The 26,129-nt window shown below is 73.7% G+C and carries 24 protein-coding genes and 6 pseudogenes; 13 read left to right on the top strand and 17 right to left on the bottom strand.

Going from position 1 to position 26,129, the window contains the following annotated elements:
• Positions 1-43: 43 nt before the first annotated feature.
• A complete protein-coding gene (locus IAG43_RS25595; protein ID WP_187743023.1) occupies positions 44-1,039 on the bottom strand; it encodes a DUF2156 domain-containing protein in 996 nt (331 codons plus the stop codon).
• Positions 1,040-1,213: 174 nt separating this feature from the next.
• Here IAG43_RS25595 and IAG43_RS25590 point away from each other — a divergent pair.
• The 10 genes and pseudogenes from IAG43_RS25590 to IAG43_RS25545 all read left to right on the top strand — a co-directional run bounded on the left by IAG43_RS25590 (position 1,214) and on the right by IAG43_RS25545 (position 5,706).
• Positions 1,214-1,306 (top strand): annotated as a pseudogene (locus IAG43_RS25590).
• Between the two features lie 38 nt (positions 1,307-1,344).
• A pseudogene (locus IAG43_RS25585) lies at positions 1,345-1,437 on the top strand.
• Between the two features lie 38 nt (positions 1,438-1,475).
• Positions 1,476-1,568, top strand: a pseudogene (locus IAG43_RS25580).
• Positions 1,569-1,606: 38 nt separating this feature from the next.
• Positions 1,607-1,699: pseudogene (locus IAG43_RS25575) on the top strand.
• A 38-nt stretch (positions 1,700-1,737) separates the two neighbouring features.
• Positions 1,738-1,830: pseudogene (locus IAG43_RS25570) on the top strand.
• 38 nt (positions 1,831-1,868) lie between these two features.
• Positions 1,869-1,964, top strand: a pseudogene (locus tag IAG43_RS25565).
• Positions 1,965-2,454: 490 nt separating this feature from the next.
• On the top strand, positions 2,455-3,252 hold the full coding sequence (locus tag IAG43_RS25560) for an AfsR/SARP family transcriptional regulator (RefSeq protein WP_187743022.1): 798 nt from the start codon (positions 2,455-2,457) through the stop codon (positions 3,250-3,252).
• Between the two features lie 177 nt (positions 3,253-3,429).
• A complete protein-coding gene (locus IAG43_RS25555) occupies positions 3,430-3,861 on the top strand; it encodes a hypothetical protein (RefSeq protein WP_187743021.1) in 432 nt (143 codons plus the stop codon).
• Positions 3,862-3,937: 76 nt separating this feature from the next.
• Entirely contained in the window at positions 3,938-5,482 is a 1,545-nt protein-coding gene (locus IAG43_RS25550) for an acyl-CoA carboxylase subunit beta (protein WP_187743020.1), read from the top strand.
• A gap of 14 nt (positions 5,483-5,496) precedes the next feature.
• Entirely contained in the window at positions 5,497-5,706 is a 210-nt protein-coding gene (locus IAG43_RS25545) for an acyl-CoA carboxylase subunit epsilon (protein WP_187743019.1), read from the top strand.
• A 110-nt stretch (positions 5,707-5,816) separates the two neighbouring features.
• Here IAG43_RS25545 and IAG43_RS25540 read toward each other — a convergent pair whose 3' ends face one another.
• The gene (locus IAG43_RS25540; protein ID WP_187743018.1) at positions 5,817-6,023 is read right to left on the bottom strand and encodes a DUF397 domain-containing protein; all 207 of its coding nucleotides are present in this window, start codon (positions 6,021-6,023) and stop codon (positions 5,817-5,819) included.
• Complete coding sequence (locus tag IAG43_RS25535; RefSeq protein WP_187744639.1) at positions 6,020-6,874, bottom strand: helix-turn-helix domain-containing protein; 855 nt, start codon at positions 6,872-6,874, stop codon at positions 6,020-6,022. Before IAG43_RS25535 ends, IAG43_RS25540 begins: the two co-directional genes overlap by 4 nt.
• Positions 6,875-7,157: 283 nt before the next feature.
• Between IAG43_RS25535 and IAG43_RS25530 the strand changes: the two genes are divergently transcribed.
• Positions 7,158-7,616, top strand: a complete 459-nt coding sequence (locus tag IAG43_RS25530) for a DUF4259 domain-containing protein (protein ID WP_187743017.1) — start codon at positions 7,158-7,160, stop codon at positions 7,614-7,616.
• A 73-nt stretch (positions 7,617-7,689) separates the two neighbouring features.
• On the opposite strand, the gene IAG43_RS25525 is transcribed toward IAG43_RS25530, so the two are convergent.
• From IAG43_RS25525 to IAG43_RS25460, 14 genes are all read right to left on the bottom strand, one after another.
• Positions 7,690-8,751 carry a threonine/serine dehydratase gene (locus IAG43_RS25525; RefSeq protein ID WP_187743016.1) on the bottom strand — a complete coding sequence of 354 codons (1,062 nt, stop codon included), beginning with the start codon at positions 8,749-8,751 and terminating at the stop codon, positions 7,690-7,692.
• A 164-nt stretch (positions 8,752-8,915) separates the two neighbouring features.
• Positions 8,916-10,523, bottom strand: a complete 1,608-nt coding sequence (locus IAG43_RS25520; protein ID WP_187743015.1) for a class I tRNA ligase family protein — start codon at positions 10,521-10,523, stop codon at positions 8,916-8,918.
• A gap of 13 nt (positions 10,524-10,536) precedes the next feature.
• Positions 10,537-11,778 (bottom strand): ATP-grasp domain-containing protein, encoded by a 1,242-nt coding sequence (locus tag IAG43_RS25515; protein WP_187743014.1) that lies wholly within the window; start codon positions 11,776-11,778, stop codon positions 10,537-10,539.
• 93 nt (positions 11,779-11,871) lie between these two features.
• A complete protein-coding gene (locus IAG43_RS25510; protein ID WP_187743013.1) occupies positions 11,872-13,173 on the bottom strand; it encodes an ATP-grasp domain-containing protein in 1,302 nt (433 codons plus the stop codon).
• The gene (locus tag IAG43_RS25505) at positions 13,170-14,384 is read right to left on the bottom strand and encodes an MFS transporter (RefSeq protein WP_187743012.1); all 1,215 of its coding nucleotides are present in this window, start codon (positions 14,382-14,384) and stop codon (positions 13,170-13,172) included. Before IAG43_RS25505 ends, IAG43_RS25510 begins: the two co-directional genes overlap by 4 nt.
• Before the next feature lie 87 nt (positions 14,385-14,471).
• Positions 14,472-15,128 carry an alanyl-tRNA editing protein gene (locus tag IAG43_RS25500; protein ID WP_187743011.1) on the bottom strand — a complete coding sequence of 219 codons (657 nt, stop codon included), beginning with the start codon at positions 15,126-15,128 and terminating at the stop codon, positions 14,472-14,474.
• Between the two features lie 77 nt (positions 15,129-15,205).
• Positions 15,206-16,042: a 2OG-Fe(II) oxygenase gene (locus IAG43_RS25495; protein WP_187743010.1), complete on the bottom strand. Its 837-nt coding sequence runs from the start codon at positions 16,040-16,042 to the stop codon at positions 15,206-15,208.
• A complete protein-coding gene (locus IAG43_RS25490) occupies positions 16,042-17,370 on the bottom strand; it encodes an ATP-grasp domain-containing protein (protein WP_187743009.1) in 1,329 nt (442 codons plus the stop codon). The genes IAG43_RS25495 and IAG43_RS25490 overlap by 1 nt, the downstream gene beginning before the upstream one ends.
• Entirely contained in the window at positions 17,367-18,587 is a 1,221-nt protein-coding gene (locus tag IAG43_RS25485) for an NAD(P)/FAD-dependent oxidoreductase (protein WP_187743008.1), read from the bottom strand. The genes IAG43_RS25490 and IAG43_RS25485 overlap by 4 nt, the downstream gene beginning before the upstream one ends.
• Entirely contained in the window at positions 18,584-18,979 is a 396-nt protein-coding gene (locus IAG43_RS25480; protein ID WP_187743007.1) for a cupin domain-containing protein, read from the bottom strand. The genes IAG43_RS25485 and IAG43_RS25480 overlap by 4 nt, the downstream gene beginning before the upstream one ends.
• Positions 18,976-20,343, bottom strand: coding sequence for a lysine N(6)-hydroxylase/L-ornithine N(5)-oxygenase family protein (locus IAG43_RS25475; RefSeq protein ID WP_187743006.1), 1,368 nt, complete (start codon positions 20,341-20,343; stop codon positions 18,976-18,978). The genes IAG43_RS25480 and IAG43_RS25475 overlap by 4 nt, the downstream gene beginning before the upstream one ends.
• 334 nt (positions 20,344-20,677) lie before the next feature.
• Positions 20,678-21,316 (bottom strand): LysE family translocator, encoded by a 639-nt coding sequence (locus tag IAG43_RS25470; protein ID WP_223005974.1) that lies wholly within the window; start codon positions 21,314-21,316, stop codon positions 20,678-20,680.
• Entirely contained in the window at positions 21,313-21,627 is a 315-nt protein-coding gene (locus IAG43_RS25465) for a chorismate mutase (RefSeq protein WP_187743005.1), read from the bottom strand. The genes IAG43_RS25470 and IAG43_RS25465 overlap by 4 nt, the downstream gene beginning before the upstream one ends.
• A 139-nt stretch (positions 21,628-21,766) precedes the next feature.
• Positions 21,767-23,287, bottom strand: a complete 1,521-nt coding sequence (locus tag IAG43_RS25460; protein WP_246574560.1) for an MFS transporter — start codon at positions 23,285-23,287, stop codon at positions 21,767-21,769.
• Positions 23,288-23,398: 111 nt separating this feature from the next.
• Between IAG43_RS25460 and IAG43_RS25455 the strand changes: the two genes are divergently transcribed.
• Positions 23,399-24,373 carry an Lrp/AsnC family transcriptional regulator gene (locus IAG43_RS25455; RefSeq protein ID WP_187743004.1) on the top strand — a complete coding sequence of 325 codons (975 nt, stop codon included), beginning with the start codon at positions 23,399-23,401 and terminating at the stop codon, positions 24,371-24,373.
• A 209-nt stretch (positions 24,374-24,582) separates the two neighbouring features.
• A complete protein-coding gene (locus tag IAG43_RS25450; protein ID WP_187743003.1) occupies positions 24,583-25,884 on the top strand; it encodes a M20/M25/M40 family metallo-hydrolase in 1,302 nt (433 codons plus the stop codon).
• Positions 25,885-26,129 lie beyond the last annotated feature (245 nt).

Genomic DNA, 26,129 nt, shown 5'->3' with positions numbered 1-26,129 from the left:
CGTCGTGTGGTGCCGGTCGTGCCGGTCATGTGCTGAAGGTGTGTCAGAAGGCCTTGCAGGCGCGGAAGACGTGCGCGAAGCCGGCCAGCGAGGCGGTGGGCCGGTCGAAGGCGACGTACTCCGGGATGAGCTCGTCGGGGGCCCACTTCTGCTTGTACGACAGCTGGGTCTGCGCGGGGTACAGCGCGGCGCCCTCGGCCCAGAGCGCGTGCATCAGCCACTGGAACGCCGGGCTGTGCCCGCCGAGTTCGTGGCCGGCGTCGAGTCCGGTGAACGGGGTGAAGCCGAAGTGCAGCCACTCGACGCCCTCGGCGCGGAAGACCTCGATGGCGTGGGCGTTGATGGCCTCCATCAGCCCCGGGGACCCCTCGGGCACACGGCGGCTGAGGTCGTGCATCCAGCCGGCCCGCTCGCCGTACACCGGCGAGTACGAGATGTACGCCACCGGGACGTCGTCGATGGTGCCCGCGAACAGCCGGCGGTGCGCCTGCGGCTCGCCGCCGATCTGCCCCACGAGGAACTCGAGCTGGTGGGCGCCGCCCTTGGAGCCGAGCCACGCCTCGTCGATGGCCGCTATCGCACCCTGCCAGTCCTCCGCGGTGACCTCCTTGATCACGAGGCCGTTGCGGTGCGCGCGGGAGATCTTGTTGCGCAGCTGCATGAAGCGGGTGCCCCGCAGGGAGAACTCCGGCAGCCGCACGGCCCAGGAGGCCCCCACCTGGTTGACGGTGAAGCCGCGCGCGGCGTAGCGCTCGGCATCGGCGCGCTGGAGCTGGACGCCGACGAGCTCCAGCCCCTCGTCCTTCACGTACTGGCGGAAGCCGTCGAGGAGGGTGTCGTAGGCGTCGGGGGCGGCGAACGGCCCCCCGAACTGAACCGCGAAGCCGCCGGTACGGCGGTAGACGACGACACCGTCGGCGCCGGGGACGGTGAAGGTGCTGTTGCCGCTGTTGAGCGCGAGGAACGCGCTGGCGTTCTCGCTCCGGGTGTGTGACCGGATCGCCTCGAGAACCGAGGTGTCCGCAGTGGTCGCGGGCATGCCCGTACTCCTTTCGAAGGATTCTCTTTGGTGCGAGTAGAGCACCGACGCCGCGTCGAGGGGAAGACCGGAATGGAATTCTCCGACCACGTCAGAGAGATGTCAGCGTCCTATCAGAGCCCCCTGCCAATGTTCTTCTCGTGAACGGCACGGGAAACCGGAAGCCGGGAACGAGGAGAGGTGCCCGGAGCGGCTCATCGGGGACCAGAAAGACCCTTTCAGGTCGGGCCCATAAAGCCCACGCAGGTTCGAATCCTGCCCTCTCCGCGACACGGCCGGCACACCACCAGCCAACGTCACCACCAGGAGAGGTGCCCGGAGCGGCTCATCGGGGACCAGGAAAACCCTTTCAGGTCGGGCCCATAAAGCCCACGCAGGTTCGAATCCTGCCCTCTCCGCGACACGGCCGGCACACCACCAGCCAACGTCACCACCAGGAGAGGTGCCCGGAGCGGCTCATCGGGGACCAGAAAGACCCTTTCAGGTCGGGCCCATAAAGCCCACGCAGGTTCGAATCCTGCCCTCTCCGCGACACGGCCGGCACACCACCAGCCAACGTCACCACCAGGAGAGGTGCCCGGAGCGGCTCATCGGGGACCAGAAAGACCCTTTCAGGTCGGGCCCATAAAGCCCACGCAGGTTCGAATCCTGCCCTCTCCGCGACACGGCCGGCACACCACCAGCCAACGTCACCACCAGGAGAGGTGCCCGGAGCGGCTCATCGGGGACCAGAAAGACCCTTTCAGGTCGGGCCCATAAAGCCCACGCAGGTTCGAATCCTGCCCTCTCCGCGACACGGCCGGCACACCACCAGCCAACGTCACCACCAGGAGAGGTGCCCGGAGCGGCTCATCGGGGACCAGAAAGACCCTTTCAGGTCGGGCCCATAAAGCCCACGCAGGTTCGAATCCTGCCCTCTCCGCCATGTCGAGACCCGCCGTCAGCGGCCGCCGGACATCGCTTCCGTTTCGATGTCCGGCCGGGCCCGCACGGGACTCGCAGTCACGGCGATCCACCCACCCGCGTGTCCGTCCCCACGGCAGCGCGGCCCCGGACGCCGATGGATCCGCCGGGCACCCCCCGTCCCGGCGGAGCACCCACCTCGACGGGCCGCCACCATCGCGTGCGGCCCGTCGAGGTGTTGGCGCACGCCCCCCTTCCGGGCCGTCCGCGCTCGCCGCCTCCCACGACACCACCCCTTCCCCGCCGGCAACAGGCCCACAGAAAAATACCTTCTCAAAGGAATTATTCTGTGGCAGGATGCATGCGGGAGGAAGCTCCGGGGCCGGTACCGCAGACCCCGGAGGTCGCCACGCGCCGCCTCCGGGGCCCTGGCTGTCGGCTTCAACGGCCGCAACGGTCCCCCGCACGTGTTCAGCCGTCTTCGCCGCCCGAACGCCAAGGGGGAAACCGTCATGCTGAGCTTCTCGATTCTCGGCGCCCTCCAGATCCGCACCGCGTTAGGTCCCGCGGAGATCTCCGGTGATCTCCAACGGACCCTCATCCAGACGCTTCTCGTGAACGAGGGACAGTCCATCTCCGGCGAGAGCCTGATCGAGGAGATGTGGGGTGATTCGGTCCCGGACAACCAGGCGAACGCCCTGCAGGCCCACATCAGCCGCCTGCGCCGGAAGCTGAAGAGCCTGGAACCCGACCGGGTCACCTCCCGGGTCACCATCCACCCCTCCGGCTACCGGCTCACCGTCGGCCAGGGCGAGCTGGACGCCATCGAGTTCACCAAGACCGTCCGGCAGGCGGAGGTGGCCGCCGCGAGCGACCCGGCCGGCACCGCCCGCCTGCTCGCGGACGCACTCGCGATGTGGCGCGGCCCCGTCTTCGGCGACTTCGCCGGGGGCACGCTCTGCCAGCTGGCCTGCGGCCGCTACGAGGAGCACCGCATGCGGGCCATGGAGCTCCGCTTCGACGCCGAACTGAGCCTTCGCAACCACGCCGCCGTACTGGCCGAGCTGCACGACGCCCACACCAACCATCCGCTGCGGGAGCGCTTCTGCGAGCAGCTGATGATCGCCCTGTACCGCTCGGGCCGCCAGGCGGACGCACTGAACGTCTACCGCCGGATGTGGCAGCACCTCTCGGACGAGCTCGGCATCGAACCCTCGCCCTCGCTCCGCCGCGTGGAGAACGCGATCCTCTCCCACGACCCCTCCCTCGCGTGCAACTCCCCCGCACCGGTGGTGCTCCAGCCGGCGTGAGGCCGCTCCCGGCCCGGCCCGTCCTCGATCCGATCCGATCCGTCCCGCCCCGTCCCGTCCCGTTCCGCGGCCGGGTAAGCCCGCCGTCAGCGCCGGGTCAGCCGGTGTTGCGAGGATTTCCGGGACCGGCGGGACAACGCGACCGGGCAGTCCCCCCAAGACATTCGGAGACCCCCCATGACGACATCCCAGACCTCCGTCCACCCCGCGGACACCACCGCGCGCGAGACGGCCGCGCGCCCTCTGCGCATGTTCCTCGGGCTCGACGCGGCCGTGACCGCGGGCAACGGCCTGATCTACCTGATCGCCGCCGGCCCCGTGGGCGATCTGCTCGGCCTCGACACCGGGCTGCTGCGCGGCATCGGTGCCTTCCTCACCGTGTACGGCGTCCTGGTCGGCGTGCTGGCCGGCCGCAAGGTACCCGCGTCCGGCCCCACCAAGCTGGTCATCGAGGCCAACCTGCTGTGGACGGTCGCGAGCGTGGCGACCGCCGCGTTCGGCTGGTTCGGCCCGAGCACCGTGGGCACGGTGTGGATCCTGATGCAGGCGGCCGTCGTCGGCGCCTTCGCCGTCCTGCAGATCAACGGCCTGCGCCGATTCGGCAGCTGAGCCTCCGTCACGACTCTTCGATCGCCTCGCCACCGGACGATGCCTCCGGGGCTGCCGACCAACGGTAGGGGGAGACATGCGGTTCCACGTCGCCGAGCTGGCCAAGATCCGCGAGCGGGTGCACGCGGGCCCGAGCGAGAAGGCCACCGCCGCACAGAAGGCCAAGGGCAAACTCACCGCCCGGGAGCGGATCGGCCTGCTCCTCGACGAGGGCTCGTTCCACGAGGTGGAGCCGCTGCGCCGGCACCGGGCGACCGGCTTCGGACTGGAGGCCAAGCGGCCGTACACCGACGGAGTCGTCACCGGCTGGGGCTCCGTGATGGGCCGCACCGTCTTCGTCTACGCGCACGACTTCCGTATCTTCGGCGGAGCACTGGGCGAGGCCCACGCCGCCAAGATCCACAAGATCATGGACCTGGCCCTGTCGGCGGGCGCCCCGCTCGTCTCGCTCAACGACGGCGCGGGCGCCCGGATCCAGGAGGGCGTCACCGCCCTGGCGGGCTACGGCGGGATCTTCCGCCGCAACACCAAGGCGTCCGGGGTCATCCCCCAGATCAGTGTGATGCTCGGCCCGTGCGCGGGCGGTGCGGCCTACTCGCCGGCCCTGACGGACTTCGTGTTCATGGTCCGCGAGACCTCGCAGATGTTCATCACCGGGCCCGACGTGGTCAAGGCGGTGACGGGCGAGGAGATCAGCCAGAACGGCCTCGGCGGCGCGGACGTGCACGCCGAGACGTCCGGGGTGTGCCACTTCGCCTACGACGACGAGGAGACCTGCCTGGAGGAGGTGCGCTACCTGCTCTCCCTGCTGCCGGGCAACAACCGGGAGACACCCCCTTCGTCGCCGGTCGAGGACCCGCCGGACAGGAGCTGCGACTCGCTCGCCGACCTGGTCCCGGTCGACGGCAACCGCCCGTACGACATGCGGCACGTGATCGAGGAGATCGTCGACGACGGCGAATTCCTGGAGGTCCACGAACGCTGGGCCCCCAACATCATCTGCACACTGACCAGGCTCGGCGGACAGGTGGTGGGCATCGTCGCCAACCAGCCCCGGGTCCTCGCCGGCGTCCTGGACGTCGAGGCGAGCGAGAAGGCGGCGCGCTTCGTGCAGATGTGCGACGCCTTCAGCATCCCGCTCGTCACCCTGCTCGACGTCCCCGGGTTCCTGCCGGGTGTCGGCCAGGAGCACGGCGGCATCATCCGGCACGGCGCCAAGCTGCTGTACGCGTACTGCGACGCGACCGTGCCGCGCATCTCGCTGATCCTCCGCAAGGCGTACGGCGGCGCGTACATCGTCATGGACAGCCAGTCCATCGGCGCCGACCTCACCTACGCGTGGCCGACGAACGAGATCGCGGTGATGGGCGCGGAGGGTGCGGCCAACGTGATCTTCCGTCGCCGGATCGCCGAGGCGGAGGATCCCGAGGCCGAACGCGACGCGCTGGTCAAGGCGTACAAGGCGGAGCTGATGCATCCCTACTACGCGGCCGAACGCGGTCTGGTGGACGACGTCATCGACCCCGCGCGGACCCGCGAGGTGCTGATCGGCTCGCTGGCGATGCTGCGGACCAAGCACGTCGACCGTCCCGCCCGCAAGCACGGCAACCCCCCTCAGTGAGGAGAGCCCCTGCCATGACCGTCCCCATCACGGCCGTCCCGTCCGCGGCCTGCATCCGCATCGAGAAGGGTGCGGTGACCCCCGAGGAGCTCGCCGCCCTCACCGTCCTCTTCCTCTCCCGGTCCTCCGGGGCGGCCGCCGAGGCCGGAACCGGCCACCCGGCCCCCGCCACCGCCTGGCGCCCCGACGGATTCCACGCCCCCCACAGCTGGCAGGCGCCCTGACCGGGCCCGCCACACCAGTCCGGCGGACGGCCTCCGACGGCTTCCCGGAGCCGCTCCGCCCACCCCTCCCGGCCCGCGCGCGAGCACGCGGGCCGGGAGGGTTTCTTCCCCTACCGCCTCGCGAAACCGACGAAGGCGGTCCACGCCGGTCCACCGACGACGAGCCCGGGACGGTTCGTGTCCTTGGAGTCACGCACGTGGACACCGCTGAGGCACGCGGCTACGTCGACACAGTCACCGCCGTCCCCAGCGCTGTGACTGCTCTTGACCCAGGCGAGTCCCTCATGGTCGTGCTGCTCCGGTCGCTTCACGGTCATCGGTCTCCCAGCAACTTCTCGATCAGAGCTTGCGACTCCCTTGGACTGAGAGCCTGAGCACGCAGGGTCCCATACGTGGCTTCCAGCCCACGCACCCTGCCCCGCTCGGTGTGCAGCCGGCTGTCGCTCTGGACCTCCGTATATCCGATCCTCCGTCCGTCCCGCAGCTCCATCAAGGTGAACGGTCCGGCAAGCCCGGCGTGCTCCTCCCGGTCGAGTGGCATCACCTGCACGTCGACGTTGCGCGCCTGGCAGATCAGCAGGATCTGTTCCAGCTGGCTCCGCCAGACCTCCCGCCCGCCGAGGCGCTTGTGGAGTGCGGCTTCCTCGATCACGAAGCTCATATGGGGGCGCGGACGCCTGGTGAAGATCGCCTGGCGAGCCAACCGGGCCGCGATCCGCTGCTCGATGGTCTCCTCGTCCAAGAGAGGCCGCCACATCCTGAACACGGCGCGAGCGTAGTCCTCCGTCTGCATCAGGCCCTTGACCAGGTTCGTGTCGTAGGCGTGCAGCTCCACCGCCTCCGCCTCCAGCTTCGCCGCATCCCGGAAGAACGCCGGAAACTGCGCCCGTGCCACCTCCTCCTTCATCTCTTTCAGAACGTCGCCCGCATCGAGCAGTTCGTCCGCCTGATCGATGAAGCGAGGCGGTGGCACCCGGCGCCCCTGTTCGTACGCGGCGATCGTCGAGACCGAGTAACCCAACCTCCCCGCGAATTCCGACCGCTCCACCCCCGCCCGCAGCCGGAAGCGCTTCAGCTGACGGCCGAAGACCCGCAGGATGCCCGAGCCCGGATCAGGGGCGGGGGCGCCGCCCGGGTCGTCGTCCCGTTGCCTTGTGGAATCGTCCATGCCCGCCATCACCTCCACCGGCCAACGCCGCTCCGCGTCGGCCGTCACGCTCCGCGCCGCCTACAGGCACCGACACACTGCCTACCGCCGCCCCCTGTAGGCGCATCGCGCCCTCCGCAGGGTAAGCGGCCCGAGGAGGCCCATTGCGTGAACGGCGGAATTTCACCCGCAGCAGGGGCCCTTGATGGGGTTGACCTGTCCGGTCTCCCCACCCTCGCCGCTGGCACATCTCGATGTCGGCGGCCGATGAAAGGATCCTGGCGCAGCTGCACGAGGAGTCAACATGGGCACCTGGGACATCGGCCCCTTCGACAACGACACTGCCGCGGACTTCGCCGATGCTCTCGACGACGCCACATCCGAGGAGCGCGAGGCGCTGATCCGTGGCGCCCTCACGCGCACTGCCGACGCCACCGGCTGGCTCGCCGAGGGAGAAGAAGCGGTGGCGGCAGCCGCCCTGATTGCGGCGCAATGCCCTGGCGGCGACCCGGTCGACTCACCCTACGGCCCCGACTCGCCCATGCCCGCCTTCTCCGACGATCTCCGGACGCTCGCGGACGAGGCCCTCGCTCGCGTCATGAGCGACGAGGCCGGGCCGGCCTCCAACTGGGACTGTCCGGAAGCCTGGAAGCAGTGGCGAGCCGGCCTCAACCGCCTTCGCACAGTCCTCGCTCCGCCATCACTGTCCATCCCGCTGTTCGAGATCGAGCAATGGCAGAGCGTCATCCGTCACAGAACCTGAGCCGGAGCCCTGTGAAGCAACGAAGCCGGACACGACGGTGCCTCCCCCGTAGGCCGGTCGGCCCGACGACCCGTCATGTCCGTTCCGGCGCAACCGGATTCAGCAGATCGCCCGGGTCGGTGTTCGCGCCGCAGAGCACGACCGCGACGCGCTCGCCGGGGGCGGGGCGGTAGCTGCGGAAGGGGGCGCGGCGGCCGGGCGGGAGGTCGCGGTCGGGGGTGTGGTGCGGGGGTGCGGTGAGGGCCGCGAGCGCGGTGGCGGCCGCGTGTTCGACGGCGATGCGGCGGTGGTCCCACAGTGCCCGGCGTGCGCGGACGATCTCGGCGTCCGGCACGATCACGGAGATCACACCGTCCTGCCGGGCGGCGTGCAGGGCCGTCTCCGACGCGCGGCGGGCGCCGAGGGAGTCGGCGGCGACGGAGTCCACGGCGACGTCGACCGGGCGGCCGGCCTCCAGGGCGGCGTGGAGCGCGCGGCAGTTCTCCGGCTCGACCGCGACGGTGCGGATGCCGTGGTGCCGGGCGGCGGTCGCGACACCGGCGAACAGACCGCCTCCGCCGACCGCGACGACGATCGTGTCCAGGCCAGGTATCCGCTGCTGGATCTCCTCCATCAGCGTGCCGGCCCCGGCGGCGATCAGGGGGTGGTCGTAGGCGTGCGAGGCGAGCGCGCCCGTTTCGGCGGCGAAGGTCTCGCAGGCGGCGAGCGCGTCCGCGTACTCGGTGCCGACGAGGCGCACGTCGGCACCGTAGCCGCGGAGCCGGTCGACCTTCACCCCGGGCGCGGTCGCGGGGAGGAAGACCGTGGCGGGCACGTTCTGCCGCCCGGCGGCCCAGGCGCACGCCAGCCCCGCGTTCCCGCCGGAGGCGATGGTCACCCCGGCCGGCGGCAGGGTGCCGGCCTCCCGGTGGGCCCGGATGAAGTTCTGGGCGCCGCGTGCCTTGAAGGACCCGGTGTGCTGCATGAACTCCAGCGCGAGGTGGACCTCGCAGGGCTCGGCGGGCCGGTCGTCCAGGGGGTCGCGGGGCGCGGTGCGGATCGCGCCGGGATCGACCGGCGCGATCGTGACGGGCCGGATGTCGCCGGCGATCCGGTCGGCGGCGGTCTTGACGTCGCCGTACGTGAGCTGGTGCATGGGCCGCTCCTGCGAGAGGTGGTGCGTCCGGGCGGTGGGCCGGCCGCTCCTGGTGGGGGGAGGAACCGCCCGCAGGCGGCTCCCCCCATGGTCGCGGTGACGGGCTGCCGGCCGTGCCGCGGGGTCCCGGCCGGCCCGTGCCGCCGGCCGGGACCCCGGCAACGTCAGCCGGTGGCCTCCTGCCGCGGCAGGAGGGCCTCCACCGCCGCGCGGGAGACCGCCGGCAGGCCCTCGTAGGCGCCCGGGGCGGTGACGCGGCCGGGGAGCGGACCGGCGAGGGTCGGGGAGCCCTCGGCGCCCAGGGCCTTCCAGAGCGCGCCGGCGAAGGACGGCATCAGCGGCTGCGCGAGGACGGCGAGGACCGCCAGCCAGGTGGCGTGTTCGCCCGGTGCGAGGCCCCGGTCGGCGCGCGCGACCCAGTCGTCCAGGACGGCGAGGGCGGCGCGCGGGCTGGTGGTCGGCGGGCGCAGGGCGTCGGCCGTGGCCGTGAGGGCCGCGACCGCCTCCGCCGTGAAGGAGTGCGGCACCGGTGCGGTGTCCCCCGTGCCGTCGCGCAGCGCCCGGCGGACCGCCGGGTCCCAGCGGCCGGCCAGGACGCGGCTGGTCCAGTCGGCGAACTCGGCGGTGCGGAAGTCGCTCTCCCGGCCGGCGTCGGAGAGGGAGGCGAGGTAGCCGCGCAGCGGGTCGACGGGCAGCCCGGCGGCCAGGTAGTCGTGCGCCCAGATGACGTGGCCCCTGCTGGTGGAGAACTTGGCCCCGTTCAGGAGCAGGAAGCGGTTCATGATGTGGTGCTGGTGGGGCTGCCAGTCGGTGTCGTCGTCCATGAAGGCGAGCACGAACATCCACGGCAGCGTCGCGTCGTAGCCGCCGGTGGCGACGGTGACGACGTCGGTGTCGCGGGCGAAGGCGTCGCGTCCGGCGGGGTCGGCCTCGCGGTAGAGGTCGCGCAGCACGCTGAACGCGGCGTAGGTGCCGGTGCCGTAGCTGAGGTGGACGTCGTTCGCCGCGCCGCCGCGCCACGGCACGCCCCAGCCCAGCGGGTGGTTGAGGCGGATGCGGCGCCCGTTGTGGGCCACGTACTCCTCCAGGAGGTCCGCGTATCCCGGCGGGAAGCGGCGGGCCGCCTCCTCGCCGGAGAAATACCGCGGGTCGCCGGGGAGGAAGACGCTGTGCACCGTGCGGAGTTCGGCCGGTCCGTCCTCCGCCAGGACGGGCCGGGCGTCGAGGAGGTCGGCGGGGCCGAACCACAGGCCGCACGACTCGCAGGAGCTTCCCGCGGCGCCGCTGCCGCACGCCGGGCAGCGGCCGTGGACGAAGGCGCCGACGAGCCCGCGCCCGGTGGCGGTGGCGTGGAGCAGTTTCTCGGACTCCCGGACGAGCCGGCCGCGCCGCTCCAGGTCCGCGACCGCGGCGTGGCTGCGCTCGTGGTAGACCGCCCGGTACGGGTCCCGGTGCATGTCGGGCCAGGCGTCCTGGCGCATGCCGAGGCCGGTGAGGGCGTCGAGGGCCGAGTCGTGGTAGCGGGTGGCGACGGTCTCCGGCGCGAGGGAGGCGCGGCGGGCGGTCATGAGGATGTACGACTCGTGCGAGTCGGTCGCCGAGATCCGGGCCACCGGGTGGCCGAGGGTCTCCAGATGGCGGGCGACGACGTCGGCGGAGAGGAACGGGCCGCCGATGTGGCCGAGGTGGAGCGGTCCGTTGGGCGTGTGGTAGGCGGCGGTGACGAGGTGGGGGCGGGCCGGGCCGCGCCGTACGAGGTCGAGGAGGTTCATGTGCGGGCGGCCTTCAGTGGTCGACGACGGGACGGACGAGGGACTGCACGGTGTCCAGGGCGGCGGTGACCTCCGCGGGCGTGCCCGCGCGGACGACGGCGGCGCCGAGGGCGTACTCCATGTAGTGCTCGGGCGGGACGCGGACGGTGGCGCCGGGCCTGGTGTCCACGACGAGGTGTTCCAGGCCGGGGACGGCGGTGGCCTCGACCAGCCCGTCGAGGCCCCGGAAAATGCCCGCGTGGGGGGCGAGGAACTTCTGCACGCCGGCGGCGAGCGGGGGTGCGGTGGGGGCGAGCGGGGCTGCGCCCGTGGCGACGCGGAGGGTGTTCTCGTAGAACGAGGTGCCGGTGGCCAGGGGGACGAGGTGGGAGGTGATGTGGTCGCCGCCGACCCGGGCGGCGACCTCGACGAGCCGGGGCCGTTCGCCGTCCCACTTGCACTCGAGGTGGAACACGCCGTCGTCGAGACCGAGCCGGCCGACTACCGCCTCCGTCATCCGGGCGATCGCGGCGGTCGCCCCGGCGGGCAGCGCGGACGGGAAGACGTGGCGGGTCTCGGTGTGGAAGGGGGCGAGGGTCGTCTTGTCGGTGACGCCGGCGAGGGTGACGCGGCCCTGGTGGACGTATCCCTCGACGCTGTGCTCGGAGCCGGTCAGGAACTCCTCCAGGATCAGTTCGCCGGTGCTCGTCGCGAAGATGGGGTGCACTTCGGGGCGGGTGTAGGCGGTGAGCCGGTCGAAGGCGGGGCGCAGGTCGGCGTGCCGGTGGATCTCGAAGATGCCGATGCTTCCGGCGGCTCCGGTGGGCTTGAGCACGGCGGGGGTGCCGACGTACTCGGCGGCGCTCTCCAGTTCCGCCACGCCGGTCACCCGGGCGAAGCGCGGCAGGTACTCGGGGAGTTCGGCGAGCGCGGTACGCATGAGGTGCTTGTTGCGGAAGGCGGGCGCGGCCCCGGGGTCGAGCCCGGGCAGGCCGAGGGCGCGGGCCAGTTCCGCGGTGCCGAGGACGTCACGGTCGCTCCAGGTGACCACGGCGGCGACCCGGTGCCGGGCGGCGAGTTCGCGGCCCGCCGCGACGAGTTGCGGGATGTCGTAGGTGGGGACGCGGATCTGCTCGGCCAGCAGGGAGGGGGCGACCTCGGCCTTCTGGTCGGTGATCAGCAGGACCTTCAGCCCGAGGCGGTGGGCGGCGCGCAGGGCCGCGTGGTGCTCGAGCTGGTTGGGGCGGAGATTGCACATGATGACGGCGTCGGTCACGGGTGTCCTCGGTGGTCGGTGCGCCGGGAGCGGCGGGCCGGGTGGTCGGGTCGGGTGGTGGGGTCTCGGAGGGGGCTGGTGTTCCGCGGGGGCTCAGACGGCGTGGGCGGGCTGCGCGGCGGCGGGTTCGGGGGTCACGGTGATGCGGACGCGCGCGGCCGCCGTCGCGGCGGCGGCGAGCGCCTCCTCGGGGGTGGCGCCCACGGCGATGACGTGGCCGAGCCGGTCCCAGCTGCTGTGCAGGCCGCCGACGGCCTGGCCGGGGACGGCGGTGACGGCGAGTTCGCTGACGCCGGGCAGTCGGCGCGCCTCCTCGGCGCCGTCGACGTCCGTCACCGTGCCGGGCGGGGCGTGCAGGAAGCGGATGGCCGCGCAGCGCTCGGCGGTGTCCGGCAGCACGGGCGTCTCGCCGCGCAGCAGGTCGGCGAGACGGTGGTGGAAGTCGTCGCCCCAGGCGAGGGCGATCAGCTCCATGAGGCTGTCGCCGGGGCAGCGCCCCGCGCACTCCACCAGGACGGGGCCGCCGTCGGTGAGGATCCACTCGGCGCACAGGATGCCGGAGCCGATGCCCACGGCGCCGACCAGCGCCTCCATGCCCGTGCGCAGGGCGGTGTCCGTGGCGGCGGGCAGGGCGGCGGGCAGGACGTGGCCGAGCTCGACGGGGTGGGGGCCGTCGGCGGTGGTCTTGGCGGTGACGTTGAGGAACAGCAGGCGTCCGCCGGCGACGAGCGCCTCGACGCTGACCTCGGGGCCCTGAAGGCGCTCCTCCGCGAGGTAGCGCCAGGTCATCGGGCGGTCCGCGATCTGGGCGCCCTCGTCGGCGCCGGTCGTGGCCCGCCACGCCGTCGCCGCCTCGTCCCGGGAGGCTCCCGGGGGCAGGAAGCGGACGCCGAGGCTGGCCTGCCGGTTGGCCGGCTTCAGCACGGTGGAGCGGCCGGGGTCGCGTGCGAGGAAGGCGGCGAGGTCGTCGGCGGAGGTCAGTTCGGCGAAGTCCGGCGCCGCCATCCCGGCGGCGGTGGTCGTCTCGCGCAGCAGGATCTTGTCGCGCAGTGTGCGGGCGGCGCCGGTGCCGAGGCCGGGCAGTCCGAGGGCTGCGGCGGCCTCGGCGGCGGCCTCGACGGCGTACTCGAGTCCGGGGAGCACCCCGGTCACACCGGTCTCGCGGTGCAGGCGCACGATCTCGTCGACCGCGTCGCCGGACTGCTGGTAGGCGGCGAGGCGGACCTCGGTGAGGCAGCGGAAGGAGCCCTCCATGGCGGCGATGGGCTTCTTCGCGTAGACGCCGGGGTCCTCGACGACGGTCAGGGAGCGGGGCGGCAGGTGCCGTTCCAGGGAGCGGATGAAGGCCGGGAAGAAGCCGACCATGACGAGCTGGGGTGCGAGCGGCTGGGTCACGGAGCCACCTTCGGTGCGGGAGCGTGTGATGCGGACGGGGGCAGGGCGGTGCCCCGGAGGGCGAGCAGCCCGAGGAGGGCCGTCCCCGCGGCGCCGACGGCGAGGAACCAGGCGCCGTGGCCCAGGCGGTCGCCGAGGAGGAGGTATCCGGTGGCGCCCGCGAAGGAGCCGAGGGACTCCCCCGCGGCCGTGACGATCTGGCGGGCGTTGAAGGACTCGTAGGCGGACTCGGGTGCCAGGTCGGCGAACGCGGTGTCCACGAGCGGGACGTAGAGCGCCTCGCCGAGGGAGAAGACCACGACGCCGAGGAAGACCAGCCACGGCAGGTCGGCCACGACCGCCATCAGCGGGAACGCGAGGGTCAGCAGGAGGCAGCCGTGACGCAGCATCACCAGCGGCGAGGAACCCGCCTTGAGGCGTCGCGCGACCAGCGCCGAGACCGGCGCCTGGAGGAGGATGACGGCGACGGCGTTCGCCGTGAAGTACGCGGCGATGGCCCTGCGGTCGGTGATGTCGGCGAGGAAGAGGGGCAGCGCGGAGAAGAGCTGGGCGTAGACGAACCACCCCAGGGCGGTGACGGCCGCGAGCCGCCGGGCGTACGGCGACCGGAGGATGCCCCGCACGACGGAGAGCCGTCGCCGCAGTGTGCTCGCCTCGACGCGGGCGGCGGGCACCGCCGGCATCATCAGGCGGGTGGTGGCGGCGGCGAGCAGGTAGCAGCCGCCGACCGCGAGCCACAGCCCGTCGCCGCGGCCCGCCCACACCAGGAAGGTGCCGGCCACCGGGCCGAGCGAGGCGGCCACGTTGACGGCGAGGTTGACCGCGGTGAAGAGCTTGTGCCGGTCGTCGCTCCCCGGGACCGCCTGGGCGACATAGGCCCGCACCGTCAGCCCGTTGACGCTGATCCCGCAGCCGGCGGCGAACAGGAGGACGATCAGGACGGGGAACGGCGGGCCCGCGGCGAGGGCCGTGAACGCCGCCGCCGCCAGCAGCAGCCCGCCGGTCATGCAGCCGCGGGCGGGGAAGCGTTCGAGCCGCCCGCTGATCAGCACGGAGGCCGCACGGGCCGACACGGTGAAGCAGAGCAGCGCGGCGCCCGCCCCGGCCGCTCCGGCGCCCCGCTCCAGCAGCAGCGGCAGCACGGGGAGCAGCGAGAAGTAACCGAGGTGTGTGAGGAGGTAGGCCGTGGTGAGGGCCAGTGTGCGGCGCATGGGGCTCCGGGCGGTCGCGGTGGGGGACGGGACGGGCCGTCGGGGCGGGCGGGACGCCGGCCGGGCCGCGGGGCCCGGCCGGGGGGCTCAGCCGGCCGGGCTGACGGTCAGGCGCACGGTGCCGCGCCCCTTGCCCTTGACGGTGACGGCGAGCGGGCCGGTCTCCCCCGTCGAGCGGACGTGGGTGCCGCCGCACGGGATCGGCGGGTGCTCGGCGATGGCCCACTCCCAGCGCTCGCCCTCCGGGTCGGTGGCGTAGCGCTCGATGGGCAGGTCGGCGGAGACGAGCGCGGCGAGCCGGGCGGTGAGGGCCGCCGGGTCGGGGCGTTCGGGGGCCTCCCAGGCGACGTCGAGCCGCGCCTTCTCGGGGGCGATCTCGCCGCCGCGGTCCTGCTGTTCGGGCCCGTACTCGGCGGCGAGGGCGATCCACAGCAGGTGCTGGGCGCTGTGCAGCCGCATCATCGGGTAGCGGCGTTCCCAGTCCACGCTGCCGGTGAGCCGGTCGCCCGGCGAGGGCGGGGCGCCGTTCCACTCCATCCGGTGCACGACGCTCAGCCCGTCGGGGGCCTTCACGGTGTCGAGCACGCGGTGACCGCCGAGCACGCCCTGGTCGCCGAGCTGGCCGCCGCCGCGGGCGTAGAAGGCGGTCGCGTCGAGTTCCAGGGTCTCCTCGCCGACGGCGACCACGGTCGTCTCGAATTCGCGCAGGTAGGGGTCTTCGCGGTGGAGCAGGTGGGTGCGCACGTGTCGTTCTTCCTTCGGATCGGGTGGGGCGGCCGGACCGTCCGGAGCGGGCGCGCGGCCCGCTCCGGAGTTCCGGTTCAGGACCACAGGACGAGCTTGTTCTCGGTGGTGACACCGCAGAAGAACGCCAGGGAGAGGCGCCGCCCGGCCGTGTTGGGGTTGATGGCGTGGTAGTTGCGCGAGTCGAACCAGACGGAGTCGCCGACCGACGGCTTCACCAGGACGCGGGGCTCGCCGTCGGCAACCTTCTCGGACCAGCCGTAGCCGATCCGCGCCTGCTCGTCGCTGGGCTTCCAGCGGCGGCGGTAGACGACGAGTTCGCCGCCCTCCTCGGGCACGCTCACATAGCAGTTGAAGCCGAACTGCGCGACGAGCTCCTGGTCCATGACGCCCGGGAACTCGCGCATCAGCTCGTCGAAGTGCATCCGGGCGCCGCCGGTCAGCTCCCTGACCATGCCGACGAACAGCTCCCGCCCGCCGACGGTCGCGGGCTCCACGGGGCCCTGCCAGATGCGGCGGAGTTCCCCGACGAGGGCGTCCAGCGGGTCGTGGTCGCCGACGATCTTCTTCCAGGTGGCGCGGGACTGCGCCGCGTGGTCCCAGTACTCGGGGCGGATCGTGTCGTCGAGGTAGTAGTCGAAGACGGCCGGGCCGAACTTGGTCACCGGGGGGAAGATCCGGCGCTCGTCGTAGGTGTCGAACTCGGCCGCGTCCAGCGCCGTCATCAGCTCGGCGCAGCGGTCGGCCGGCAGGTGGTGGGGTATGCGCACCGCGGCCAGGGTGCCCGCGGCGAGACGGACCAGGTCGGACCGCTCGGGCGCGTCCTTCGACAGCACGTCGAAGAGCGGGTCGATCTGCTGGATGACCTCGGTGTTCTCGGCGACGAGGGTCGCGTCGTGCAGCGTGTTGCTCATCAGTGCTCCTGTGAGTGGCCGGCGCCCGAGGGCGCGGGGGCGGAGGGACCGGGCGCGGTCGTCGCGCCGGCCGCGGGGACGGTGGTCGTCCCGAGGCCGGCGGCGAGACGGCGGGCCAGGTCCAGGGCGGTCCGGGCGTCCTCGGCTGCGGTGACGAGGACGCCGCGCCGGGCCGCGGAGTCGGTGAGGGGCGGCACGGTGTCGCCGGGGGCGAGCTGCGGTTCGGCGTGCAGCACCCCCGGCTGTCCGGCGAGCCGGTCCCAGCCGTGCAGGGCGGTGACCGTGCCGGGTCCGGGTGTCGGGAAGAGGACGGCCGCGCCGCGCCCGGGACGGGCGGGGTCGGCCGGGGTGAGGTCCGGGACGGGCAGGCCGAGGAGGTCGCGCAGGACCGCGTCGCTGACGTCCGCGTCCAGGACGTGTTCGAGCATCAGGTGGATCCAGTCGCCGCCAAAGCGGGTGTGCACCTCGCCGAGGACGGGGCCCTCCGGCGTCCACCACGCCTCGACGTGGAAGACGCCGTGGCGCAGGCCGAGCACGGTGACCGCGGCGGCCGCCTCCCGGGCCAGCCCGTCGTGGACCTCACGGCCGGCCGGCGCGGGCAGGGCGTGGGCCAGCTCCACGAAGAGCGGGGGCGGGGTGACGTGCTTGGCGGTGATCGCGAGCACATGGGGCCTGCCCCCGGTCAGGACGCCCTCGACGCTGAACTCGGGCCCGGTGACGTACTCCTCGACCAGGAACGGCCCACCGCCCGGCAGCGCGGCGACGGCGGCGTCGAGCTCCCCGGGGGCCTCCACGAGCGCCACGCCGAGGCTGCCCATGGCGTCGCGCGGCTTGACGATCCACGGACCGGGGCGCTCCTTCGCGAACTCCCGGGCCTGCTCGACGCCGTGGCACAGGCGCACGGCGGGCTGCCGGAACCCGGCGCGGGCGAGGGCGGCGCGGCACTGGTCCTTGCGGCGGACGGTGGCGACCAGCGCCGGGGCGTTGCCGGGCAGCCCGAGAGCGGCGGCGATCGCGGCGGCCCCCTCCTGGGCGTACTCGCGGGAGCTGAAGACCGCGGCCACGTTCCCGGCGGCGCCGGAGCGGGCCCAGCGCGCGCACGCCGCGGGCTGCTCGTGGTCGAGCGCGCTCACGTGGTCCGCGAGGGCGGTGACGGCGGTCGCGGCGGCGAGCGCCTCGGGCAGGTCGGTGAGGTGGACGGCGAGGCCGAGGGCGCGGGCGGCGCGGATGGTGCGCCGCGTCGAGTCGAGGCCGTGGCCGCCGGCAGCGGCCCCGCCGACGAGCAGGAGGGCGGGGGCGCCCGGGGGCCCGGGAAGGTGTTCGGTCACGAGGTGGCTCCGGGAAGTGCGGTGGACAGGGCGGTGCCGGTCCCGGCGGCCGGCGGGACGGGCGGGGCCGCGGTGGTGCCGCGGGCGGACGGCCGGGGCCGGGCCGGGCCGGGGCCGGTCCCGCGGGCGGGCGGTACGGGCAGGGCGAGGGCGCGCAGGGCGCGTGCGGCAAGGGCGGGGGCGAAGCGGACGCCCGAGCCGGAGCCGCCGGTGATCCAGGCGAGGCCCGGGGCGCCGTCGGTCCGCCCGACCCGGGGCAGCCGGCCGGGGGTGTAGGCGTCCGGGAAGCAGCGGCCGCCGGTGACCTGCCCGGCGAGCGCGGGCAGCCTGCGGGCGAGCGCCCGGACGCCCTCCGCCCGCTCGCCGGCGGGCAGTCCGGCGGCGGGGGTGCTTCCGTGGGGCAGCCGTCCGCGCGCGGCAAAGCTCACCAGCGGGGTGCGCCCGGGGAGGACGAAGAGGTCGTCCTCCAGGAACACCACCCCCGGGACGCCGGGCCCGTCGGGCACCGAGCCGGGAGCCAGGTGGAGAGCGGCGACGAGCTTGGCGCCGGTGGTGTGGGGCGGCGCCGGGTGCGCCCCGGGCGCGGTGACGGTCCCGGGCGCGGCCCACGGTCCGGTGGCGAGCAGGACGCGGCGGGCCCGCAGGACCGGGCCCTCCGCGGTGGCGGCCGCCCAGCCGTCGCCGTCGCGGACCAGCCGGGTGACGGTGGTTCCGGTCAGCACCTCGGGCGCGGGGACCCCGGGCAGCGCGCCGCCGGTGACGGCGGTGATCCAGCCCGGTACGTCGAGGACCGTGCACCGGTCGCCCGCGTCCAGCACGGTCTCGCCGGGGAGCGGCGACAGACCGGGGTAGGCGGCGGCCAGCCCGGCGAGCCGGTCCTCGCCGGCCACCGGCAGGGGGCCGCCCAGGAAGTGGCCGGACACGGTCGGGGCGGAGTCCCCGGGCACCACGAAGGCCATGGGCACGGTCCGCTGGAAGTCCGCGAGCGGGCCGGTGGCGAGCAGCCGGACCGCCTCCGTCATGAGGGCGCGGTGCTCGTCGTCGGGGGCGTACGGGACGATCAGCGCGGCCGACAGCGCGCTGGCTCCGCCGCCGGGCTCACCGCGGTCGGCGAGCACGACGCGGGAGCCGGGCGCGTGGCGGGCGGCCGCCCAGGCGGCGGTGGCCCCGATGATCCCGCCGCCGACGATCAGCAGGTCGGCACGGTCCGCGGTCACCGGGGTTCCCACCAGACGGCGAAGCCGACGAGCGGTCCGGGACCGCGGCTGACGGCGTGGTGGGGCACCTGGGACGGGATGAAGACGCTCTGCCCGGCCCGGACCCGGATGGTCTCGTCGCCGAGCTCCAGGTCGGCCTCGCCGGCCGAGATCAGCCACATCTCGTGCACGCGGTGGCTCTCGGGCGGGGTGCTCTCACCGGGGGCGAGGCTCCACCAGTTCACCTTGACGGGCACGTCGGGGCCGCCGGGGAAGCGGTCGGGCAGGACGAACTCCACCAGGGTGGTGCCCTCCGAGTGGAGTTGCAGCTCGCCGCCGAGCACGCCGGTGCGGGGCAGGTGGGCGATGTCCTCGGCGGTCCGCGCGCTGGGGACGTGGGGTACGGCGATCACGGGAGAAACGTCCCTTCATCCAGGGCGGGCACGGCATGGGCACGGAGAGCGGGCGCGGGGCCGCCGGCCGGCTCGAAGTCGAAGGTGGTGTCGAACCCGTCGGTCCTGAACACCTGCCGTCCGGTGAGGGAGTTGAGGATGACCGCGCTGCGCCAGGCGGAGAGGCTGAGATTGGGGTCCGCGACGCCGTGGCTGTGGCGGGCGGCGTTCTGCACCCAGATGCCGCCGGTGCCGGTGAGCTCCCCGGGCGGGGCCGGGGCGGTCTCCGTGTCGAGCCGGAAGTCGGCGCGGGTCCGGAAGTTGCCGTCGTCGTGGCGGGGCAGTTCGTCCAGCAGCGGGGCGAGGAACGCCGGGGGTCCGCTCGCGTAGCCGGTCGCGAGGATCACGGTGTCCACGGCGGCGAGGCGTTCGTCGCCGGGCCCGGTGCCCGAGAGCACGGCCTCGTAGCCCCGCTCCGCGCGGCCGAGCTGGTCCAGCCGGTAGCCGGGGAGCACGGCGTGGCGGAAGGCGGTGTCGTCCACGTAGTCCAGCTCGTACAGCCGGCGGTAGATGTCGGCCAGCAGGTCCTCGCTCACACCGTCGCTGGTGTAGGTGAGGGCTTCCAGCAGCCGGGCACGGACCTTGGGGCCGGCGCGGTGGAAGTGGCGGACCGCGCCGGGGGTGTACCAGTCGTTGCTGAACGGGGAGTCGTCGAGCGGCGGGAGGCCGATCCGGCCGGTGGCCCACACCAGTTCGGAGGGGAGCGCGCCGGGGCCGGAGAGCAGGTGGTTGACGATCTCCGCGGCACTCTGGCCGCCGCCGACCACCAGCACCCGGGCTCCGCCGGTGCGGCGCGGCGCCCTGAGGTAGTCGTGGGCGTGGAAGACGCCGTCGCCGAGGAACGGCCGGGTCTGCGCGGGCACCCGCGGGGGCCGCCCGGCGCCGAGCACCAGGTTGCGGGCCCGCCAGGTCGCGCGGTCGGTGTGGACGCGGAACCCCTCCGGGGCGCGTTCGACGGACCGGACCGTCTGGCCGAAGCGGACGGTGCCGACCCGGTCGGCGGCCCAGGCGTAGTACTGCTCGAACTCCCTGCGGCTGACGGCGCTGCGGGAGCTGACCAGGAACCGGTGTATGCGGCCGCTGGACACCAGGTAGTTGAGGAAGGAGTGCGGATTGGTCGGCGAAGCGAGGCTGACCAGGTCCTTCCAGGGCGAGACCTGGAGTTTCGCGCCCGGGAGCATGAGCCCGGGGTGCCAGCGCATCGCCGTGTCGCTTTCCAGGACGGCGATGCGGAGGCCGGGCACCTCGGTGGCGAGGGCGGCGAAACTGAGGTTGGAAGGGCCGCAGCCGACTGCTACGGCGTCGTACAGGGGGTGCGCGGGCACTGTCCCCTCCGGTCCGTTGATGCGCTGGCGGATGTCTCGGCACGACGGTGTGACGGACTGTTCACGGGTGGTGCGTCGCCGTTCGGCGGAACCTCGCGGCCGGGAAGTCCCGGGGGCGGGTGCCCCCGGTCCCGTGTCCGGTGGCCGGTGTCCGGTGGGACGGCCGGGCGGTGCGGGGTTCGGCGGTCGGGCGTGGAGATGTTCGGGCGTGTGCGGGCGTGTTCGGGCTTTCGGGCTTTCGGGCATGGAGAGTTCGGGCGTGGCGGGGTACAGGCGTGGCGAAGGCCGGGCGTGAGAGCGGTCAGGCGTTCATGCGTTCAGGACATTCAGGCATTCAGGCGTTCAGGACGATCACGGCCGCGAGGACGATGAGGACCACGCCGGTCGCGGCGTTCAGGACCCGCCGGGCGCCGGGGCGCCGGAAGACCGACTGGAAGGCGCCCACCGCGAGGGAGACCGCGCAGAACCAGAGGAAGACCATCAGGACCGTGACCAGGCCGAGTACCGACCTGTCGGCCCATGTCGAACGGTCCGTCAGGAACTGCGGCAGCAGCGCCACGAGGAAGACGATCGACTTCGGGTTGAGCACGTTGGTGACGAGCCCCTGCCGGAAGGCGACCCACCGGACGCTGCCGTCCCGCTGCCCGCCGGCGGACTCCCCGAGGCCGCCGCCGTCGGCCGCCCGGGCCGCGAGCAGGGCCCGGACGCCGAGGTAGCAGAGGTAGGCGGCGCCGGTCAGGGTGATGGCCCGGAAGACGGCCGGCGAGGCGGCGAGCGCGGCGCCGACGCCCACCACGGCGGCGACGGTGTTGACCGCCATGCCCGCGGCGACGCCCGCTGCCGCACCCAGGCCCGCGAGCCGTCCCCGGAGCGCCGCATAGCGGCTGACCAGGGCGAAGTCGGGGCCGGGCGACATCGCGCCGAGCAGTGCCACGACGGCGTATGCCGCCACCGCTTCCAAGCCGATCATCATGCGCGGTGCTCCGGGTCTCCGTCGTCGGTGCCGGCCGGGGCGGTGGCGAGCGGGCCCCGGCAGGTGGTGAGCAGCAGGTGGGCGAGGGCGGTGCCGGCGCTGCCGAGACTGTCCGTGTAGCGGGCGATGACCTCGTTCTCCCGGCCGAGCTGGGTGCGCGGGCCGCCGCCGTCGAGACGGATCCGCTGTATGCGGTGCGAGTGGCCGCGCCGCTCGGCCACCAGGCGGCTGATCTCGGTGTCGATCGAGTCGATGCGCGAGCGGAGGTCGGTGATGTCGGGCTGCGCGTCAAGGGTGCGGTCGAGAGGCATGGTGTCTCCAGGGCGGATGCGGGCGGTCGGGAATGCCGGTGCGGTCGGCCGGCGGCACACGACGGTTCGGGCCGGGCCCGAAGTGGTCGTACGCGCCGGGCCGGGAGCGGCCGTTCGGTCCGGCGGGGCCGGACGGGGCTCAGCCGAGCGGCCGGCCGCGCGGCCGGGACGGGGCGGGCCCGTCCGGCGCGAGGCGGAAGCACGCGAAGAGGAAGGTGACGGCGCACAGCACGGACACGTACGCCGGGAAGGCGGCGCTCGGAGCGTGGTCGGCCGCCCACAGCCCGACGTACGGCGCGGTGCCGCCGAAGGCCGCGACGGTCGCCGCGTAGGGCAGGCCGATGCCGGTGCCGCGGGCGCCCCTCGGGAAGAGCTCCGCCATCACGAGGGCGGCGGTGGCCCCGTAGCCGCTGAACAGGAGCAGCCCGGTGACCTCGGCGGTGAGCAGGCCGCCGAAGGAGTGGCCGGCGAGGGCGTGCAGGGGGACGCCCGCGACGGCGAACCCGCCGGCGAAGACCATCACCATGCGGCGCGGGCCGATCCGGTCCGCCAGCATGCCGGCGGCCGGCAGGGCCGCGAGGAGGACGATCTGGGCGAGCGTGGTGGCGAGCAGCGCGTTTCCGCGGCTGACGCCCGCCTCCGCCGCGGCGTGGGCGGGCAGCCCGACGATCCAGGTGTAGTAGACGACGGTGGCGCCCGCGGTGAGGCCGCACAGGGTCAGGACGGCCCGCGCGTTGCGCCGCAGCGGCGTGAACAGGCCCTCGCCCGAGGCCGCGCGCCGGGTGTCGCCGTCGAGCGTCTCGGCCATCCCGCGCCGGAGCACGCCGAGCGCCAGGGCGGCGACGCCGCCGACGAGGAACGGGACGCGCCAGCCCCAGGACGCCATGGCGTCGGCGCTGAGCAGGAGGGCGAGCAGGGCGCCGAGACCGGAGGCGAGGAGTGTGCCGGTCAGGTTGCCGATGTAGAGGAAGCTGGAGTAGAGCCCTCTGCGCCCGGAGGGCGCCGACTCCACCAGGTAGGCGGCCGCCGCCGCGAACTCGCCGCCGGCGGAGAGTCCCTGGACCAGCCGCGCCGTCACCAGCAGGACGGGGGCGAGGACGCCGGCCGTCGCGTAGTCGGGGGTCAGTCCGATGACGAGACTGCCCGCCGCCATCAGCGCGATGGAGAGCAGCATCGCCGTGCGGCGGCCGCGGCGGTCGCTGATCACGCCCATCAGCAGTCCGCCGAGCGGGCGGGCCACGAAGCCCACCGCGAACACGGCGAGCGAGGACATCAGCGCGGTGCCGACGCCTCCCGTGACGAAGAACTTCGTCGCGAAGAAGGGGGCCATCAGCGCGTAGACGTTCCAGTCGTACCACTCGAGGGCGTTGCCCGCGGTGGCGGCCGCGAGGTTGCGCCGGCCGGCCGGCGCCGCCGTGTCCCCGGGGGCGCCGGCCGTCGCCGGGGAGCCCGGGACGCCCGCGCCTGTGTCCGTGCCGGCGTCCGCCTCGGCGCCTGTCTCGGTGCCGGTGCCTGTGTCTGTGTCTGTTTCCGTGTCGGTGCCAGGCGAGCCGTTGTCCCGGTCATGGACCTCGGCCCCCGTCGTGCAGCCCGTACGCCCCGTCCCCACGGCGCCCGTGCCTGCGGATAACCCGGCTCCCACCCCTGCCGCGCGTTCCACCCGTACCCTCCTCATCACGGTGTGCGATGCGTCGGCCACTCTGGCACTGGATGAATCGAACCGTCAAGCAATTACTATTCGGTGCATGGATACGACATGATGGGTGCAGTCATGAGTAGCAACGACATCGCAGACGAGACAGACCGGAGGATCGCCTCCGCCCTGCAACTGCACGGCCGTGCCCCGTGGGAGCAGATCGCCAAACCCCTCGGGCTATCCGAGCGCACCGTCGCTCGGCGCGGGCAGCGACTGCTGGAAGAAGGCTTGATCCGTGTGGTCGGTCTGCTCGACACCCAGCTGGTGGGACGACCCGCTCCGGTACTGCTCCGGCTGCGGGTGGAAACCGGCCATGCGCGGGAGGTCGCGGACCGCTTCTCCAAGCTGTACGAGACCCGGACGGTGATGGCCCTGCTGGGCTCCTCCGACCACTTCGTGGAAGTCATCCCCGAGAGCCACGAATCGCTGCGCACGCTGCTGTTCGACGGTATGCCGCACCAGGTCCGCAGCTCCTCCTCGCACCCGGTGCTGCGCTTCTACACGGGCAGCCACGAGTGGAACGGCGGCGCGCTCACCCCCGAGGAGGAGGCGGTTCTGCGCCAGCCGTCCCGGGCCCCGTTCGGGAGCCGGCGGGGGGAGGCGGACCTGCATCCGGACGAGCAGCGAATGGCCTGTCTGCTCGCACAGGACGGCCGGATGCCGACCACCCGGCTGGCCGCGGAGCTCGGAGTCAGCCAGGCCACCGCCTCCCGGCGGCTCGCCTCCCTCCTCGAACAGGACGTCATCCGCATCCGCGCGGACGCCGCCCCCGCCCTCTTCGGCTACACCACGGAGGCGCTGCTGTGGCTGAAGGTCTGCTACGACAGGCTCGACGCCGTCGGCCGCGCCCTCTCCCGGCGGCCGGAGGTGCTGACGCTCGTCTCGATCGCCGGCGACTACCAGGTGTGCGCCCATGTCGCGGTCCACGACGCCTACCAGCTCCAGGAGTTCCTCACCGGGGTGGTGGGGCCGCTGGACGGCGTCGGGGAGATCGACGTGACGGTCCTGCTGGAGGTCTTCAAGCGCGGCGGCCTCACCGCCACGCTGTGACGGCGGGGCCGGGCGGCACCGGCGCACGGCCCCCTCATCCGTGCGCCGCTCCCCCGCCGGGCCACCCCTCGCGGCCCCGGCCGCCCTCCGCACGCACCGGCCTCCGCACTCCGTACCGGCTTTCGGGCGGGGCTCCGTCCCCGCGCCCGGGCCGCGCCCGCCATCCGGCTCCCGACCCCTTCCCCCGAATCCCCCGAAGGAGAACGGACATGACCACCCGCCAGAAGACCCTCCCCACCTCTCACGTGGTGCGGTACTGCTCCGAACTGATACGTCTCGACACGACCGTCGGCCGGCGGCCCGAGCGGGCGGCGGCCGAGTACGTCGCCGAACGGCTCGCCGCGGCGGGCATGGAGCCGCTGATGCTGGAGGGCGCCCCGGGCCGCACCAACGTGGTGGCCCGGATGGCGGGCCGCGAGCCGCAGCTGCCGCCGCTGCTCGTCCACGCCCACCTCGACGTCGTACCGGCCGATCCGGCGGGCTGGACGGTGCACCCCTTCTCCGGCGAGGTCGCCGACGGCTACGTGTGGGGGCGCGGCGCGGTGGACATGAAGGACATGGTCGCGATGATCCTCGACGTCGTGACCACGATGCACGCCGCGGGCCGCGCCCCCCGCCGGGACGTGGTGCTCGCCTTCGTCGCCGACGAGGAGGACGGCGGCACCCACGGCGCGGGGTGGCTGATCGAGCACCACCGGGACCTGTTCGCCGACTGCGACGTGGCGATCGGCGAGGTCGGCGGGTTCAGCGTCGCGACGCCGACCGGCTCCCTCTATCTGCTGGAGACCGCCCAGAAGGGCGCGTTCACCCTGGAGCTGACGGCGAACGGCCTGGCCGGCCACGGGTCGATGCTCAACGAGCGCAACGCGGTCAAGGCCCTCGCCCGCACGGTGTCGGCCATCGCGGAACACCCTTTCCCGCTGCGGCTGACGCCCACCACGCAGGAGTTCCTCGACCAGCTCGGGGAGGCGTTCGGCCTGAGCGGCACGGCGGACGACCCGGAGCGGGCGCTGGACGCCATCGGGGAGGTCGGCAGAATCGTCGGGGCGACCCTGCGCCACACCGCCACCCCGGTCGCCCTGTGCGCGGGCGGCGCGCCCAACGTGGTCCCGTCGCAGGCCCACGCCCGCATCGACTGCCGGAGCGTGCCCGGGCACGAGGAGGAGTTCCTGGACGAACTGCGCCGCCTCATCCCGCCGGAGGTCACCTCCAGCGTCGTGCCACGGGGAGGCGGCCACGAGAACGGACTCGACGACGGCCTCGCCGCCACCATCTCGGCAGCCCTGCTCGCCGAGGACCCCACCGCCCGCCTCGTCCCGTTCTGCATGTCCTCCGCGACCGACGCCCGCCACTTCTCCCGGCTCGGCATCCGCTGCTTCGGCTTCGTCCCGCTGCGGCTGCCGCCCGGCGGCGACTTCGTCTCCATGTTCCACGGCACCGACGAGCGCGTGGCCGTGGACTCCCTCGCCTTCGGCACCCGGGTGCTCTCCCGCTTCCTCGCCACGTACTGACGGGGCGTACCGGCGGGACGTACCGGCGGGACGAGTCGGCAGGGCCTCGGGGGGTCCGGGGCGCGCGGCGGGGACGGCTCGGCGCGGCGGGACCCCGGCGGGCGCGACCGGGACGGCGGACGGTCGCGCCGGGAGTCCGGAGTCGCGAGCCGGAAGTGGCGGACCGTCACGCCGGACTCCCGGCGGCACTGCTCCGCCGCGGGGTGCGGAGACGGCCGGCAGGGGTTGCGTCCGGGCTGCGAGGG

Origin of the sequence: Streptomyces genisteinicus, from assembly GCF_014489615.1 — a bacterium.
Lineage (GTDB): Bacteria > Actinomycetota > Actinomycetes > Streptomycetales > Streptomycetaceae > Streptomyces > Streptomyces genisteinicus.
Note: the sequence above shows the minus strand (reverse complement) of the source record. Positions and strands in the feature narration are given on the sequence as shown.